The sequence below is a fragment of the Bacillus sp. FSL M7-1020 genome, assembly GCF_038050415.1.
GTDB lineage: Bacteria > Bacillota > Bacilli > Bacillales > Bacillaceae_G > Bacillus_A > Bacillus_A toyonensis.
Map to the genome: position 1 here is coordinate 16,700 of NZ_JBBOTW010000002.1, position 16,212 is coordinate 32,911.

13 protein-coding genes and 4 pseudogenes are annotated in these 16,212 nt (G+C 34.2%); 11 read left to right on the plus strand and 6 right to left on the minus strand.

Going from position 1 to position 16,212, the window contains the following annotated elements; translation table 11 throughout:
* Positions 1–131: 131 nt before the first annotated feature.
* The gene (locus MHB70_RS26765; RefSeq protein WP_061530437.1) at positions 132–3,134 is read right to left on the minus strand and encodes a Tn3 family transposase; all 3,003 of its coding nucleotides are present in this window, start codon (positions 3,132–3,134) and stop codon (positions 132–134) included.
* 137 nt (positions 3,135–3,271) lie between these two features.
* Here MHB70_RS26765 and MHB70_RS26770 point away from each other — a divergent pair.
* The 3 genes and pseudogenes from MHB70_RS26770 to MHB70_RS31200 all read left to right on the plus strand — a co-directional run.
* A pseudogene (locus MHB70_RS26770) lies at positions 3,272–3,403 on the plus strand (alpha/beta hydrolase); the annotation flags it as partial.
* Positions 3,404–4,319: 916 nt separating this feature from the next.
* On the plus strand, positions 4,320–5,696 hold the full coding sequence (locus tag MHB70_RS26775; protein WP_061530436.1) for an alpha/beta hydrolase: 1,377 nt from the start codon (positions 4,320–4,322) through the stop codon (positions 5,694–5,696).
* Positions 5,697–5,852, plus strand: a pseudogene (locus MHB70_RS31200) (alpha/beta hydrolase); the annotation flags it as partial. It abuts the gene before it with no gap.
* A gap of 242 nt (positions 5,853–6,094) precedes the next feature.
* Here the strand turns inward: MHB70_RS31200 and MHB70_RS26780 are convergent.
* Positions 6,095–6,424 carry a hypothetical protein gene (locus MHB70_RS26780; protein ID WP_061530435.1) on the minus strand — a complete coding sequence of 110 codons (330 nt, stop codon included), beginning with the start codon at positions 6,422–6,424 and terminating at the stop codon, positions 6,095–6,097.
* 672 nt (positions 6,425–7,096) lie between these two features.
* Here MHB70_RS26780 and MHB70_RS26785 point away from each other — a divergent pair.
* The 4 genes and pseudogenes from MHB70_RS26785 to MHB70_RS31205 all read left to right on the plus strand — a co-directional run.
* A complete protein-coding gene (locus MHB70_RS26785; protein ID WP_033666947.1) occupies positions 7,097–7,360 on the plus strand; it encodes a DUF3937 family protein in 264 nt (87 codons plus the stop codon).
* Positions 7,361–7,603: 243 nt separating this feature from the next.
* Positions 7,604–7,909 (plus strand): barstar family protein, encoded by a 306-nt coding sequence (locus MHB70_RS26790; protein WP_061530434.1) that lies wholly within the window; start codon positions 7,604–7,606, stop codon positions 7,907–7,909.
* A 242-nt stretch (positions 7,910–8,151) separates the two neighbouring features.
* Entirely contained in the window at positions 8,152–8,652 is a 501-nt protein-coding gene (locus MHB70_RS26795; RefSeq protein ID WP_061530433.1) for a GNAT family N-acetyltransferase, read from the plus strand.
* A gap of 456 nt (positions 8,653–9,108) precedes the next feature.
* Positions 9,109–9,390, plus strand: a pseudogene (locus tag MHB70_RS31205) (hypothetical protein); the annotation flags it as partial.
* Positions 9,391–10,156: 766 nt separating this feature from the next.
* Here MHB70_RS31205 and MHB70_RS26800 read toward each other — a convergent pair.
* The 3 genes from MHB70_RS26800 to MHB70_RS26810 form a co-directional block, all read right to left on the minus strand.
* Positions 10,157–10,861 (minus strand): anthrax toxin lethal factor-related metalloendopeptidase, encoded by a 705-nt coding sequence (locus tag MHB70_RS26800; RefSeq protein ID WP_080451894.1) that lies wholly within the window; start codon positions 10,859–10,861, stop codon positions 10,157–10,159.
* A gap of 542 nt (positions 10,862–11,403) precedes the next feature.
* Complete coding sequence (locus tag MHB70_RS26805; protein WP_061530431.1) at positions 11,404–11,841, minus strand: SMI1/KNR4 family protein; 438 nt, start codon at positions 11,839–11,841, stop codon at positions 11,404–11,406.
* Positions 11,842–11,863: 22 nt separating this feature from the next.
* The gene (locus tag MHB70_RS26810) at positions 11,864–12,175 is read right to left on the minus strand and encodes an HNH/ENDO VII family nuclease (protein WP_061530430.1); all 312 of its coding nucleotides are present in this window, start codon (positions 12,173–12,175) and stop codon (positions 11,864–11,866) included.
* A 386-nt stretch (positions 12,176–12,561) separates the two neighbouring features.
* Here MHB70_RS26810 and MHB70_RS26815 point away from each other — a divergent pair, with 386 nt between their 5' ends.
* From MHB70_RS26815 to MHB70_RS26830, 4 genes and pseudogenes are all read left to right on the plus strand, one after another.
* The gene (locus tag MHB70_RS26815; RefSeq protein WP_000788736.1) at positions 12,562–12,768 is read left to right on the plus strand and encodes a helix-turn-helix transcriptional regulator; all 207 of its coding nucleotides are present in this window, start codon (positions 12,562–12,564) and stop codon (positions 12,766–12,768) included.
* Positions 12,765–13,196: a hypothetical protein gene (locus MHB70_RS26820; RefSeq protein ID WP_061530428.1), complete on the plus strand. Its 432-nt coding sequence runs from the start codon at positions 12,765–12,767 to the stop codon at positions 13,194–13,196. Before MHB70_RS26815 ends, MHB70_RS26820 begins: the two co-directional genes overlap by 4 nt.
* Before the next feature lie 445 nt (positions 13,197–13,641).
* A pseudogene (locus MHB70_RS26825) lies at positions 13,642–13,881 on the plus strand (alpha/beta hydrolase); the annotation flags it as partial.
* Between the two features lie 102 nt (positions 13,882–13,983).
* Positions 13,984–14,970, plus strand: a complete 987-nt coding sequence (locus MHB70_RS26830; RefSeq protein WP_061530426.1) for a choloylglycine hydrolase family protein — start codon at positions 13,984–13,986, stop codon at positions 14,968–14,970.
* Between the two features lie 215 nt (positions 14,971–15,185).
* On the opposite strand, the gene MHB70_RS26835 is transcribed toward MHB70_RS26830, so the two are convergent.
* Complete coding sequence (locus tag MHB70_RS26835) at positions 15,186–16,130, minus strand: nucleoside hydrolase (protein ID WP_061530425.1); 945 nt, start codon at positions 16,128–16,130, stop codon at positions 15,186–15,188.
* Between the last annotated feature and the right edge of the window lie 82 nt (positions 16,131–16,212).

Consider the following 16,212-nt stretch of genomic DNA (forward strand, 5'->3'; position numbering starts at 1 on the left):
ATAAGTAGATATTGATAGAAGTCACATTATAAAAAAACTCAGAAACCTCTGTTTTTGAGCTTTTTTGTTTTTTCTATTTATTTGGCTTAGGTGAACGATTATCATATCGAACCGTAGCATCTTAAAAAAATTCATGCTATTTTCAGTTTAATAGGGATTCTTTGATTCATATTTAATTTAAAGGTGCCGTATGGATTAATATGATTATAAAATAATGGTGTTAACCCACGGAAATCTTCAGGAGTCATTTTGTTAAGTAAATATTTATTATTGTCATACAAGACTTCTTGAACCATTAATGTATTCATAAATACCAAACAATTTTGTAATAATTGGAGTGATAATGCAGATACTTCTTGGTCTTCTAAAGAATTAGACCGAATTTCGCTATTTTTCCCATAAAATATATAGCTATTAACGGAATTCCAATGTTCAACAGTGTTTAAACCTTCATGAATTTCTCGACGAATTTCTTCAAAATGTAAATAATCACACAAGAAAATCGTTTTCATTGCTTTTCCTAATTCACACAGTGCTTGATAAGTTGGATGTTGTGTATCTCTAGTAAATCTTTTTAAAATCGATTCTGCAGAAGCTGTTCCTAACCGTAAAGCAGTTGCAAACTTAATAATCTGTTCATATTGTTGACGAATGATATCCCAGTTAATTGGTCTACTTAAAACATCTTGTAATTGAGGATACGCTTCATTCATGCCAGTTTCCGGACGATATAACTTTTGAGAACCGATATTTTTAAAACGTGGCATCAGTTTAAAACCAAGTAAATGACAAAAAGCAAAAGCAACAACACTTTGTCCGTGTGTATCCACATAATTACGATCAATTTCCATGTCTGTACAATGACGGAGAACCCCTTCCATCATGGAGGCTACTTCAGATGATAGACAAGATTTCACCTGAGAGTAAATACATGCAGATTTTCGATCGGTATGCCAATAAATCATAATGCCACGCCCCTTATAACGAGGATGCCATTCGGTAAGTAAATTTTGATCCCATGTACCAAATTTTTTTGAATCTGATGCACAAGCTGTTGTAGCTGCCCCCCATACTTCTTGCATTCGATGAGAGATAATATGGTTTGTTACAGTTGCATTTGCTTTGCGTAAATGATCCTTATGTATAAATTTATGCCGAATGTAGCGTAGTTCTCGATAACTATCCTTATGGCTACCAGTCGATACAGCTTTCAAACCTGTATTGGTACCTAAACCAAATAAACTAAGAAGAAGTCTTTTTTGAACAGTTTCTCTATCTAATATCTCCCGATTCGCTGTTGTTTTAAAGTGTTTCGTAAACCCTGTATGAAAATCTGTTTCTTTTACTAAATCCAGTAAATTTATATCAGACCAACGGTCTTTAATTTTATTTTTAATTTGCACTAAAGATTGAGGTTCTGGCTGTTTATCTAATGGAGTAACTCGAATCCATCCTTTCTTATTTTTTGTAATAATCTTTATTTTTTGGTTACTTTTATCTTCTAATCCTTGGTTTAGCATATTTAACCTTTCTTTCATGGTTTGTACGACCTGTGAAATGAAAGGTTCTACATCAAGTGGCATTTTGAGAGCTTGAAAATAGTTCGTTTTTTGTTCTTCAAAATCTTGAGGCAAGTCTTCATCAGGATTACGATAACGATTTGCACCTTCGATCCAAATCTCTTTACACCGAAGACGAATGCGAAGAGATTGTAAAACAGCAATTTCATATCTCATCTTATTTATTCTTTCTATGCCGTTATTATCTTTTTCGATAATAATATCTTTCCATTTTGGCTGGATTACACCATCTATAGGAACTGCATCTTTTACTAAAAAATACCGTTGACCACTTTTTTCATGATCACAAATAAATTGAACTGCCTCAATAATTGGTTGATGAGATGGATTATTGGAACGAAAAGTAAGGTTTGTTAAAATAGCAAAAAAGGCATTTCTATAATGTCCCCGATAAGAAGAATGCATCTTCATATAAATTTTCTTCTTATATTCTTGTTTCGTTCTTTTCATTTCTTTAATAATATCCTGGATGGTTTCAGAATTTACAATAGGATATAAAATATCTTGAATGACGCCGTTTGGATTTTCTACAGTTGCTTCTAAAAGATTTATAATATATTTATTTTTCCCTTGAACTCGCTGTAACTCTTCTATCACTTCTGTATGAGTTTTATTTTTCGCCCTATTCCCAAACTTATGAGTCATTTCATCAAGTAGATCTGTTAAATAATCGATCACCTCAGCAAGGCGCTGCCAAAATAAAATTGCAAGCAAAGTATAACGAATATGTTTTGGATGAGCACATAATTCAGTAACCGTCTCAGTCGCTGCACGGAGACTATATTTCGTTATTAATTTAGGGGGGATTTGTTTAAATAAACCTGAAGGAATTTGAAGATGTTGAATGGCCAAAAGTTTTTTAACTTCTAGCTCCATTGTATTTACACTTCCTTTTCCTGGTGAAGACAACAATTGCCGAAATGTCAAGATATCATCTTGTTCCTCAGTGTAGTATTCTGATTCCACCGCCTTATGAGATTCTTCATCAAAATGAGAGTGTAGTAAATCGTCTAATCGGGAACATGTCGTGGGAGATAGTTGCTTGTAAGTGGTTGTATATAAATCTTTTTCAAACATGTCAATGGCAGACTCAATCATTCGTTTTAAGCTTCCTACAGAAGGGGGTTCAACTTTCCACATACGAAATAAACTGTACGCTTGAATTTGTAAGTATTCTGTATCATGTGTAGATTGAACTTGTTCTTTTAACCACTCAAAAAAGCGTTCCTTATCTTTCGCAGTAAGTTCTCGAAACTCAAACAGATTACGTATTTCTTTTCGATGAGCTGTGTAGCTCCGCTCCTTGCCACCCCAACCGTATGTATCAAAAAAATCAGTATCAGCAATATCAATTTGATTCGCTACATATTGTACAACAACTGTGGGTACATCATGTTTGTCATTAGGAAATCGAGCTTCTTGCTGAAAGTATTTAAGTAGAATAGCAAAACCCAGCCTGTTAGCATTTGTTCGTTTATTCATTATTAAGTTCATTTCAGTTGGAAATAAGGTGAAGTGTTCTTCTAGTTCAAGTTGACTCCAGTTTCTTTTCAATGATTGTACCCCTTTTCTCTATATTGTTTTTAAACAGTATAAACCTCAATATAGAGAATGAACAATCTGTGCTTAAGAATAAAATCCATTATTAGGAAGCGTTATTGCGGACTAGAGCAGGGACCCTGTCACTAGGCCTTCATGAAGGGCAGATCAAAGACTCGGTACATGGAAAAGTAGTAATCATGGATGGATCACATTATTTACACCATACCAAATTCAAAGAAATCGCTGAAAACGTTAGACTATTTATGAAAGAAGTAAAGTAAGTGTTCAGAGAAAGGTTCATCCGTTATTTTATGCATTTGTCTACAGTCTGCAAGACCATCATTTTCGATGGTCTTTTTTATGTCCAAACAGCAGTATATTTCCAAACCAAGATTATACTTTCATCTGAAAGACATTGGGTTTCATTTTCATATTAACTAACGAGGCAGGTGTGCGGCCGAGCCTAGGTCGTATTATATAACGGGTGGGATTCCCGTCGAGTAAGAACTAGCGATTCGCTTGTAGCGAGTCTTGGAGGGCTAAAGGTAACTTTAGTCTTTAAGTGTAGACAGTTAGGGGCGGGCCGAAAGCCAAATGGTTGAAGGGATTGAGCTCCATAACGTTAGTAAATCGAGAGGGCTGATGCTTTACCTGCAGCAGAAAGCTACATTTTATCCTTCGTTTAAGGCAAGATGGATAAAACCTCTCTGGATTCAGAGACCTTGGCACGTTACACATTGATATGATACGGCAACTCGGGAGACCCTATCGGTCTTTTCTTGTTAGGAGAGTATGGTGTACAAACGATAAAAAGTAAGGAAACCAAATGCCATTGTAGGGAGTCGGATAGCAGCGTAGTACCAATGAAGTTGGATAATGGGGTAGAGCACCACATATCCATAAAGTTAAGGTTTTAAAATTTCACAAAAACAAAAATTTTATACACTTAAGGAATTTGTAAGTATCAAGTAAGAAAAACGAGAGCTTTGTTTCGTATAATCAAAATATAAAGTGAAGGAAGAAAGATTATTTCTGGGGTTAATATGCATGCGGAAAAAGGAGAAATCTACGGCTTTTTAGAGTAATAATATCAGTATGTTCAAGTCTTGGAGATTACTTGCAAACATTTTGAAGTTTTTGCACAAAAACCCTAATTACCATACCTGTTTTTTACCATCACATATTGGAGGTTAAAACATGAATAAAAAAAAGAAAATACAAAAATCAGTACTTTCCTTTACCCTACTCTTTTCTTTAGGCGTTTCATCTTTCCCACTTACAACAGCTATTCACGCAGATATACGTGAGGAACAATCTGCAGCAAAGAAACTAGTCTCTTTAACGGAGCGTACATTATTATTTTTTGAATATCTCCAGCAAGGCAAGTATGCAGAGGCACTCCAGTTGACGTCTGCTGCTTTTCAATCCAAGTTTACAGCAAACACATTACAAAACTGGTGGACACAAAGTGGGATAAAAATCATGGGAAAACCTGTAATAAAAGAACGAAACTTGGTCCATCAGACGGTGGAAATTCCAGGAGCTATTGAAGGAACTACCATACCGCTACTCATTAAATTCACACCTGGCGGGAAAGTAGATGAAGTTGGAGAAAGGCCGCCCCAGGAATCTTACATTCCGCATCCTAGATATGACCAACCTGCTTCCTATCAAGAACGTGAAATCGTCATTGGAAATTCTACTTATCCATTACCAGCCACATTAACAGTTCCGAAACATAAGCCTGGTGAAAAGGTACCCGTTGTTGTTCTTGTTCATGGTGCTGGCATCCATGATCGCGATGCTACCTATTTGGGAACAAAAATCTTACGAGATCTTGCGGTGGGCCTTTCATCCAACGGAATTGCAGTGTTACGCTATGAAAAACGTACCTTAGAACATGCATTAAAGATGAGTGCAGAACCTGTTACGTTAGACCGTGATACTACAGATGATGCCATATATGCAGCAAAGTCAGTAGCGCAGCAGGAAGGCATTGATCCAAATAATATTTTCATTCTCGGACATAGCCAAGGAGCTGGCACAATGCCGCGTATACTGAGCAAAGCGCCTTCCTCACTTGTTCGAGGAAGTATCTTACTCGCACCACCTGCACGCCCTTTGACTGACACTGCCATTGATGTGAGTCAATACCTTGGGGCGCCAAAGGAAGTAATCGATGAACTAAAAAGACAGTTCGCTTTTATCCTGGATCCTACTTTCAATCCTGACCATCCGCCAGCTGGCTACAATTTTCCGTTTTCGTCTCCTCATTTTATGTATGATGTTACTAGGTGGCGTCCAGTTGAAGAGGCAAAATTACGAAAAGAGCCTTTGCTGATTCTGCAAGGGGCACGCGATTATCAAGTAACAGTAAAAGATGAATATACAAAATGGCAGGAAGGACTTTCAAACCGCGGGAATGTTCAGTTCAAAGAATATCCGAAATTGAATCATTTCTTCACGGAGGGTGACGGGGAATTGAGTCTTCCAAGTGAGTACGAAATCCCTGCAAATGTTCCCGAGTACGTCATCCAGGACATTATTACATGGGTCAACGAGACAAAAAAATAAGATAACATTGATTATCGACTATATCCAAGGTTAAATCACTTCTTCACAGAAGGAGATGGGGAATTAAGTAAACCAGATGAGTATTATAGCCCTGCAATTATTCCTGAGTATGTTATAAATGATATCGCTGCTTGGGTGCAAGGAAGATCTAAATAGCATTAGCAATGATACTCTTTAATAGCCAATTTCAGTACTTAAGATAGAACTATGTTTATTAATTAAATCTACCTGAAAGATAAAAAAGGTCACTTTGAAATAACCCGCATAGCCATTAAGATGAAGTAGTATATAGTAGATATATAAAATAAAAAAAGCAGCCAGGTGGGTGCTTTTTCTTCGCAATATAATTAGAATATTTTTAAGTCAAACCTTAGAGAGGCAGGCTATTCAAAATTGATTTACTTTTTCTTTACGTCTTCTAAATTTTTATATGTTTCTATAAAAAGGTCTTCATAATAAGGATGTTTAGTTGAACGGGCAGCGTCATAACCCTCAACAATATTTTTATAATATTCGGAGGATGGTTTATGTTTACATCCCCTCAAAAATTCGAATAGACATAATTCACAAAGTGTAAATTCTATCTTTTCATTGTCAAATGGACTAGTGTAACCAAAGTAAACGCTCATATTATGGAATAGATTTGATGTGAATTCATCATCATCTATATCGAAAATAAAAAATCGACCACACTTATTACAGCATAATTCATCGCCACGTTTAGGCATAAATAAACGTCTCCATTCCGCATAATTATATTATTTTTATATATTATATTTAATGATCAATACGTTAGCACGACTAATTTTTAATTGCAATTTAGATGAATTAAAAATGAAATATAAATTTATCCAATTGCATCCGTTGTAGCGTTATTCGGTGGGTGTTTATTATGGTAGGTAGCCAGGAACGGGGATTCTCGTTGATAAGTCGTGTGGGGATTGGCTATATAGTTGTTTAAATGATTCCGTTGGTTATGAAACTTCTTGTTGAAATCGCAAAAGCGATATAAAAGCTTTAATAAACTTTATATGAATTAAATAAATTATAATGGGTGTATCAAAAGTTGAGGTAGATGAATTTGATAATTTTCACCATGTTATTTCTTATAATTACAGGTTCAATTTCTAATAAGTACGAATCCCAAATGGGTCAACCCACGATGGGGTGCGGGATATTACTAATTGCTTTTGTTATATCTATTATACTTATATGGCCTTAAATATAACGTGCTAAGAACCAAGCCCTATATATCAGGGCTATTTTCTTTGTAGGAATTTCTTAAACAGCATGGAATACTGTCAATACAATATGCAAATATGCATATTGTATTTATTTGGATTTTTTGTATGTTAAAATTAAATATAGGGATTTTTGTATATGATTAACAGGAATATTCAATGAATTTTGCGAGGTGTTATATGTTTACAAATAAGAAATTAATTCGAATTGGCCTAACGTTATTTGTATTTTTAAGTATAATTAGTTTTACAATCGGTTATTTTCAAACTTATCTTGAATCGGCAGCAGATATTAAATGGGTAATGCCAGAAATTTGGAAAACTATTTTAATAGATGTTCCTCAAGGTATACTTGTTCTTTTAGGTGCAATCGCTTTGTATGATTTCACAAGGGAGACATCCAAAAAAGACGCATCAATCTAATTACATCCTTCTTCAATTAACAATTACATGACAGTCGTCTTGCAAAAAGCCCTGATAGGGGCTTTTTTTATATGCAGGAATTTTCTAAACATGATGGAATACTGTCACTAGGAGGTGTCGTGACGTTATGACGGACGAGATTGTTTATTCTGCTAGTGTGAAGTATACAAACGACTAGGAATAAGTGATATCTTGTAAAATAATGATAAAATATAAGTCTAATATGTTAATGGAGTGTATAATTTGAGTAATGAACATGAATCAATTATGGTTATAGATGTAAGCAACATTTATAATGCAAAAGAATTGCATTTACTTCTTAAAGAGAAGCTCGAGTTTCCTGATTTTTACGGGGAAAATTGGAATGCCTTTTGGGATTGTATTACAGGATTTGTGTTTCCTTTGCCAAACAAAATGATTTTTGACGGATGGTCAAAGTTAGAAAAAAGGTTACCGAGAGATACAAAAATAATGAAAGAGTGTCTTCTTAATTATAATAAAGAGGATAGAAAAGACCCTGAATGGATAAGCGAATTCTTATTTAATTAAATAACAGGAAATCTTTTATTATAGAATAAGAGGCTCTAAATAGGGCTTTTTTATATGCAGGAATTTCGGGATGAGGTTGCTGCTGTGAAAGAGAAGAAGCCGTGGTGGAAGTTTTGGTGAGAACAAGGAGGTTTCCTTGTGAGAGTAGGGTACGTCCTTATCCTTGCTATCGATAATGATGCGTTACGTTAAACCCACTGAAAAAAGTATATTTTAAGTAAAACATTAGGAGGGACGTACTTATGTCTAATGAAATTTTGCCTTTCGCGGTAAGAATAGCTACTTCAGAAGATTTTTGGGATATATCAAATATAAACAAGCAAGTTCAACAGTTACATATAGAGGGAAGACCAGATATTTATTCTGATACTTCAGCTTCTATGGATTACAATGCATACGAAGAATGGCTTATTGATACAACCATAGAGATATTTGTAGTAGAGGGCAATAATAAAGAGATTCTTGCTTACATAATCTTAGATATTAAAGAACCATCCGAAAATCCCAAGTTAGTTGAGCGAAAGGTACTCTTTATCCGCAATATTGGTGTAAGCGAAATATGCCAAGGAACTGGAATAGGAAAAATATTAGTACAAAAAGTATTTGAGTATGCTAAAGAAATACAAGCAACAAGCGTAGAATTAAATGTTTTAGAATTTAACAAGAAGGCTATACGATTCTACGAAAAACTTGGGTTTAAAACACAGAGTAAGCAAATGGAATTTGTATTACCTGATGCTTAAAACTACTTCTCCTTATACTACTTGTAGCTTTGATATGGTGGTTTATTTGCAAGGGCAAAGAAAAAATCGATACATAGAATTTTTACCAGCTTTGATTGATATCGCGACCCTAAGCAAATTGTGTTTAAATCATTAGAAATGTAGCATCCTGATGGGTGCTTTTTTCTTTTGGAATAGAAATCCGCATGTTAACTATATTTTATATATAATTAATAATTACGGTGCATGAAATTTTATAGAGTGGACAGCTATGAGTTTACATGTAATAAAAATAGGGAAGAATAGCATGTTAGAGTATTAATTAAAAGTATTTACTATTATACAAAAGGAGGAGTGTTATGAACGCATTTTTTAAAGAGTGGAAACGGTCTTTAAACGTGATAGGAGCTGCCAATACATATTTAGATAGCTTATTGCAAACTAAAACGTATCTGCAGCTCCTAATACTAATCTTATTTTGTATCGCTATTATTCTTTTGGCGCAAGATTACACGAACCTTCATAATAAGTCCCATTACTTCAATTACAACCTTTTTAATATTGTCTGGAAGCTCATTTGGACTACTCCGTCTTTCTGCATATAATTATAAACGGATGCAATGTTTAACTATCATCGGTATACCAGCTATCGCTCAAATGATTTTCTTTCTAGTATTTAAAAATATCCATATGGGATATTTACTTCACTTCAATTACAATTTAATTAGTATACTTTTTAACTACATAGCTTCTATTTAAAATATTTTATAAATAAAAACAAAAGAAAAGGTACCCCTGCTGCAAGGTACCTTTTCCAAGGGGTATAACTCATTACCTAAGCGACCGTTGGTTAAGTATACCGCTTAATCTATTACATGAGTTATAATTTTATTATACATTGATCATAACAAAAATATTATCAATGGTGAAAATAACTTTAATTATTTATCATTTTAGGGGTAGCACCCTATGCTCATCAAGTTAAGGTAAATCTGTATTCCTATAACGAAAAAATGTCATCCTTTCTAGTCTAGATTTTTTAGAAAGAATAACGTTTTTTTACACTTGGGGATAGCGAAGATTTTTAAGTTGATGGGCATGGGGCGGTACCCCACATCCATCAAGCTAACATTTTGAAGTGCCCCCAAAGTGAAAAATTTCATCTTTTCATAGGTGTCCATAAGAATTGAGCCCATTTTTTACATTTTGGGGGTATCTGTATTTCTTAGCTTGATAGCGATGGAGCGTTGCCCTTTTTAGAACAAAAAATAGGATTCCCCTGGCCAGGAGAATCCTATTATATACCTTAAAATTATAATAAATAATGGCATAAATAAATTATTTTATAAAGTGAAAATCAGTGATCACAGCTTTTTTCGTACCAATATTGACACCTAGCAAGCATTAAATGGATAAAAAGGCTTTTCTTTAAGTAGCTCAAAAAAGAAGGAATTCTTGCCGTACCCCTTTTTGAATTCCGTTTCTATAACTTGGGAATCCCATGATTATGGAAAATTCTATAATTCTACTTATTTGAATGCTTTTCCGATGGGATATTCCGCTGCAACTCATTAATAAATTTATAAGTTAATGGAGCTTTTTCTTCTAACTCAGCCTTCGTGTCTGGACCAGCATAAAAATAGGCAAGGGCTTCGGCGAAATATTCTTCCTTGTAATCGAAATATGGATTGTCATTAAAATCATCATGCTCCAAAGCGTGAATTTCAGTAAACTTATTTGAATAACTAATATTGTCAAATACATAACGATCAATGGAATGGGCTGTTTCATGCAGCTCAAGGCTTACAGAACTATGCATCTTTTTATAGCTGTAACCGATTCGAGCAACAACCGTCTGCCCACCTGCACCTGGCACATCATCCCACGTATATGGAGTATGTTCCCATCCCCTAGGAACGGTTCCCCTTAAATATTCATACTCCGGCAAATCAGTAAGAGGGAAATTAATCAGTTTAACCTGAACTCCCTGTTTATGCATGGTGATCAATATATTAGTTGGGATGCTCCAGAGACGATCAACCATATTTTGGGTCTCTTCACGATCAAATTCCCCCTTTGTTTCAACCGTCACAACCCTTTCAAGAACATTGTTCATTTTAAGTGATTGGGTAGTTCCGGATTCTCCAAATGCAGCAGTAGAAAATGAGAATGTTAAAACTGTGGCCAATAATAACGCGGAAAATACTTTTTTCAATAAGTTACTTTTCATAAGCTCCTCCTAAATTTAGTATTTTATAGTTAAATATTTGACAATTAATTTTTTTTCCCTTTATAGGGTATGACACATGCCCATCAACTTAAGAAAACAAATCCACCCCAAAACGAAAAAAGAGCTTTTTTATTACAAGTTAGGACAAAATCTCGTTCTGGGAGAGTAGTATTTTCTTAGCTTGATAGCGATGGGGTAGTACCAAAAACACGAATTTCGTACGCTAAGCAAAATTTCATAAAGAAAAATTCGATTTTCTAGATGGGTAAGAATTATACAGTGTTGTAGGTAGAAAACATATCCAGATAATTTAAATCCGCTCATATTAATTTGGTCAATAATCTTTAAGGGAATCCACTCTAAGTAAGTTGGGTAATGAAGAAAAGCCTTGAATCTTATTAAAATATAAAAGGAGTAGAAAAAATTTTCTGCTCCAATCTCTTTTTGGTAATTTGTATTTTATTTCATTTAAAAAATGTACTTTATGCTTTGATATTCAATATCTTTAATGCTATGATAATTTTTTTAATAGCTATGACCTATTAATCCTCATAATCTTCAATTGCACTTTTCAATTTCCTAGATAAGAACTCATAGAAATCTTTAGCTTCAAGTACTGTCTTCTTACTTACAAAATCCCACGTTACCACTGGGCATTCACTATTTACAAGACTTGTTGTATCTAGGCAATATACGTATTCACCTACATCCCATATCACAACATAACTGTTAGGAAGTCCTATTTTACGATGCACTCCAGTTTCTGAAAGTATTGGTGAATTATCTATGTAACCTGCACATGTTAAATCTATTCCGAGTATACCTCCGCCACCGTAATGCTTTAAAAACCAGCGATAGCTATCTGGAAATTTACAATCTAATCTTTTTTCAAGTTGGTTAATAAATTCATCTTCAACTGCTCCAAAAAAATCTCCTTTTTCCTCCCGTTCGGAAAAAATGTTAGCAATCCATTCCTTCATTTATATTACTCCTTCTTTTATTTTATTTTTGATAATCTTGTGCTCTTTGTTTCCAGTAATACTCACGAAATCTCTCATACTGAGCTGTTAAAACTGGATCATTTCTAAAACTATCTCCATCCTCAATTGTACCATCAAGCTGCTTTGAGTATTTTCGATGTTTACTAGCCGGTAATTCAACCATGCTTCCTGGTTCTCGCTGAGTCGTATGGTGCAGTTGAATTTGTATATCATCCTTGTAAAAAGGATTCCTCTCTTTTTTTGCTAGTTCTAAATTTGATAAACCTTTCGCTCGCGGGTTTGATGATACATAATTCCAATCAATATCTTTCATCTGATATACACGTCTATCTAAATTTTCGTTATAAAGGAATAGATGGAAAAGAGACTGTAACAAGACATGGCTATGAGGAGTATATCTCAACTGATAAAAATAAAGTTATTTCACACGTAGCAGTTCTTGCCTTACCAAATGTAAATTTACATTGCATAATGCCTGTATTTTTAATAGAAATACAAGCGAGTAAGTTTACACGAAAAACAAACGAAGAAGGAGCAGATTCTTCATTACTTAAAAAGGAACAAGTGTCTCTTTGTGGACACTTGTTTTTCTTTTTTACTAGAGAAATATATGTACAAAGTACAAATCGGTACGAGATTAAAGTAATATATACTTTACATTAAGTAATATATAAGTTACATTTATATAGGAGGTTGCATATGAAAAATCACGTGAAGCTTGCTCGAGTAAAAGCAGATATGACCCAGCAGCAATTAGCTGAGGCAGTTGGGATTACCAGACAAACTGTTAGCCTTATTGAAAAAGGGAAGTACAATCCTTCATTAAAGTTATGTTTACAAATTTGTTATGCCACAGATGCAACATTAGACGAAATCTTTTGGATAGAACAGGAGGATTATGAATGAAGAAAATTACAGATGAAAGACTTGTACTAAGGAATCTACAAAATATCCGTATTCTATTCTTTGTACAAACTATGGGTATACTCTGCATTCTTGGATATGATTTGATACATGGCGGTTTTGAACATATGCGTGATAATCCGCTATGGATGCTATTTATTATCACTTCGGTCGTGTCAGCTTATTTATCCATGAGCATCAATGTGCAGCAAGAACATACGAAAAAGAATCCTAAAAAATCACTCCTTACAAGTTTACTCGTATTGGTAGTGATTGTACTTGGCACATCTTACCTTACATCGATCAGCCCAGAATCTAGTACAAGAGATGGGCTACTGTTAGGCATTATCTTATTTATTTGCGGACTCATTCCAATATTGTATGTTTATAAGTTACGAATGAAACAACTTGCTGATTTAGAAGAGGAATAATACATATTCATATACTTTTACTCGTACTACCAAACCACTTGGACACTTGTCTAAGTGGTTTATTTTTTATGAAATTTGTTGCAACTCGAGTAGTGAACACAAAAACAGTACAGTAACAACATGTTTGAATGATTGACTCGTAATTACAAATATGACTTCTTATATTTATCCCACCCTTCTGAAAATTTCCAGAAAACATAAATTTCCATTCACTAGGAGTTGGAGCTAATCAGCAAGAAGCATTTGCAATAAATAATTCTGTTTTAGATAACATCCAATCACTCAAAAAATCCAGCCATAAAAAAGAGGGAGAAGGCATCTTTTATTGAAGTTTGTTTATAATAGTTTTTTAATTTGTTAGGGGGAATCGTAAAGGAGATTAGTGATCTCTTTGATAATTTTTATTTTCCTTATAGTATTTGGCATATTGTATTAAAAAACTCAAATTTTGAAAGGAGAAAGAGACTATCAAGTTCAATTAAAAATCGAAATTCCTCTTTGGAAAGAACAATTAAAAGAACGGGATAATGTTGATTATCGACTATACCCAAAGTTAAATCACTTCTTTACAGAAGGAGATAGGCAATTAAGTAAACCGGATCAATATTATAGTCCTGCTAATATCCCTGAGTATGTTATAAATGATATTGCTGCTTGGGTGCAAGGAAGATTGAAAGAAAATTAGAAATCATACTTTTTAATAGAGGTCACGATACATGCCTATCAACTTAAGAATAGAAATTAAATATGTTCTTGTTCAAATAAACTAAATAAAGGGGTGTTCTTTATGTGTACTAGTTTGACATTACAGACAAAAAGCGGTCAGCATCTTTTTGCAAGAACGATGGATTTTACATTAGATTTCAATCAAGAAGTAATAATAGTTCCTCGAAGTTATCCATGGAACAATATAACTGGTGAAACCATCGAGGCGAAACAAGCTGTTGTCGGGATGGGGATTAACCATCAAGGAAGGATAATACTGGCGGACGGAGTAAATGAATCAGGTATGACATGTGCAACACTCTATTTTCCAGGATTCGCTACTTATAGTGACAGTATAGATGACAATAAAACGAATCTGGCTCCATTTGATTTTGTAGCATGGAGTCTCACACAATTCAATTCTGTCGAAGAGTTAAAGAAATCTGTAGATAGTATTTCATTTTTGGATGTACCATTACCTGTTTTAGGAGTTACTCCACCGCTACATTGGATTTTAGCGGATAAATGGGGAGATTGTATGGTGCTAGAGCCGACAACTGAAGGACTAAAAATATATGATAATCCTCTTGGGGTAATGACCAATAGTCCTGAGTTTAACTGGCATTTACAAAATTTAAGACAATTTATTGGTCTTAAATCGCATCCATATGCACCAACACAATGGAGTGATTTGCCGTTAAGTGCTTTTGGACAAGGATCGGGTTCGATGGGACTACCTGGGGATTTCACCCCACCATCAAGGTTTGTACGGGCATCATTTGGGAAACAAAATATTCAAGGTATAGATAACGAAGAAGAGGGGGTATCGGCCATATTTCATATCTTATCAACTTGCGAGGTTCCAAAAGGTGGAGTGATAACGGACGAAGGTACATTAGACAATACCATCTATACAAGTGCAATGTGTATGGAATCCGGTACATATTATTACCATACCTATGATTGTAGACAAATTATAGCTATTCATTTATTTCATGAAAATTTAGATACAGAAGAAATAAAAACATATCCCTTCCACAGGAAGCAGAAGATATTTTATGAAAACTAATTAGATTTAGAAGAACATTTAAAAAAGCAAACTTAATTAAGTTTGCTTTTTTATAATAGACGATACCCCATTACCATCAATCTAAGAAAATAAGTAACCCCTAAAACGATTAAAATAAATTTCAGGTCTATAAAAACATAAAATTTCCATTTAGAGGTTACTTTAAAATCTTAGCTTGATAGCAAAACATCTCCGTATATATGTAATGTTTTTAACTAAAATAGGTCGCCAGTCATTACAGTCATAAACTCCTTAAAAAACTGTTCATAATTCATCTGTACTGCAATCCTATGTTTTGGACGATTACCGAATGTTTCTGGTTCAAAGGTAGATCTAAAATCTCCTATACTTTGTCCTCTTACAGTATCAATTACATTAACTGTCACTGCTGATTGGTGGTACGTAAAAATATCATCACGATTAATCGCAATTAAAGTAAGTGCATCATGAACCGGGCTACCTTGTATTCCAGGAACTTTTTTTTGATAAAATTGATAATAGTAATAGTCTAAAAGGGGCTTTAAAAATTTAGTTTTTCCTTTAGAGTGGATATAATTGACCATTTCTGGTGTTACAATAGCCGATTGTGTAACATTCAAAGGATAAATTGATAGATTCTTTGCGTATCTCATTACAATATTGGCCGATCCAGGATCGCCATAAAAGTTAGCTTCAGCAATGGGAGTAACATTTCCTGGATATAGAAAAGCTCCTCCCATAATATAATAAGAATGTACATATTCCATCACCTCTCCATAAAGGAGAAATAAAGTTGCAAGTGAAGTTAGCCTTCCGGTATTCACGATAATAAGTTCATTTTTATGCTGCTCAATAAGTGTGAGAACCTCAAAAAAATTCTCAAATGTCTGAACCTCTAGTCCTGGGTAAATGGGCCCTATCCCAAATTTACCGTGAACTTCTGGATAAAAAGTTTCAGCTTCTGAAGACATGGAATGCTCCGCCCCACCAAAAACTTTTATATATTCTTTTCCTACACTTTTAAGTAAAAAGCGAACATTTCTAACAACTTCAGCTTTAGGTACGTTCCCATAGTCTGCAACAATTCCTATAACATCAATTTTATCTGTCAAATGCGCGTATATGATAGCTATCGTATCGTCAATTCCGAAATCCCCAAAAAACAGTACTTTTTTCCCCATACAATGTTGCTCCTTAATTCTACATATTTTTAAAACGGATCATAATTATGTATCGTAGGATAAGATTATTCTCATGTTTTTT

What these genes read in the sequence shown, in the direction of transcription:
- MHB70_RS26775 (WP_061530436.1), top strand. Translation starts at nt 4,320, where the DNA reads ATGAATAAAAAAAAGAAAATACAAAAATCAGTACTTTCCTTTACCCTA.
- MHB70_RS26780 (WP_061530435.1), bottom strand. Translation starts at nt 6,424, where the DNA reads ATGCCTAAACGTGGCGATGAATTATGCTGTAATAAGTGTGGTCGATTT.
- MHB70_RS26785 (WP_033666947.1), top strand. Translation starts at nt 7,097, where the DNA reads ATGAATTTTGCGAGGTGTTATATGTTTACAAATAAGAAATTAATTCGA.
- MHB70_RS26795 (WP_061530433.1), top strand. Translation starts at nt 8,152, where the DNA reads ATGTCTAATGAAATTTTGCCTTTCGCGGTAAGAATAGCTACTTCAGAA.
- MHB70_RS26800 (WP_080451894.1), bottom strand. Translation starts at nt 10,861, where the DNA reads ATGAAAAGTAACTTATTGAAAAAAGTATTTTCCGCGTTATTATTGGCC.
- MHB70_RS26805 (WP_061530431.1), bottom strand. Translation starts at nt 11,841, where the DNA reads ATGAAGGAATGGATTGCTAACATTTTTTCCGAACGGGAGGAAAAAGGA.
- MHB70_RS26810 (WP_061530430.1), bottom strand. Translation starts at nt 12,175, where the DNA reads ATGAAAGATATTGATTGGAATTATGTATCATCAAACCCGCGAGCGAAA.
- MHB70_RS26815 (WP_000788736.1), top strand. Translation starts at nt 12,562, where the DNA reads ATGAAAAATCACGTGAAGCTTGCTCGAGTAAAAGCAGATATGACCCAG.
- MHB70_RS26820 (WP_061530428.1), top strand. Translation starts at nt 12,765, where the DNA reads ATGAAGAAAATTACAGATGAAAGACTTGTACTAAGGAATCTACAAAAT.
- MHB70_RS26830 (WP_061530426.1), top strand. Translation starts at nt 13,984, where the DNA reads ATGTGTACTAGTTTGACATTACAGACAAAAAGCGGTCAGCATCTTTTT.
- MHB70_RS26835 (WP_061530425.1), bottom strand. Translation starts at nt 16,130, where the DNA reads ATGGGGAAAAAAGTACTGTTTTTTGGGGATTTCGGAATTGACGATACG.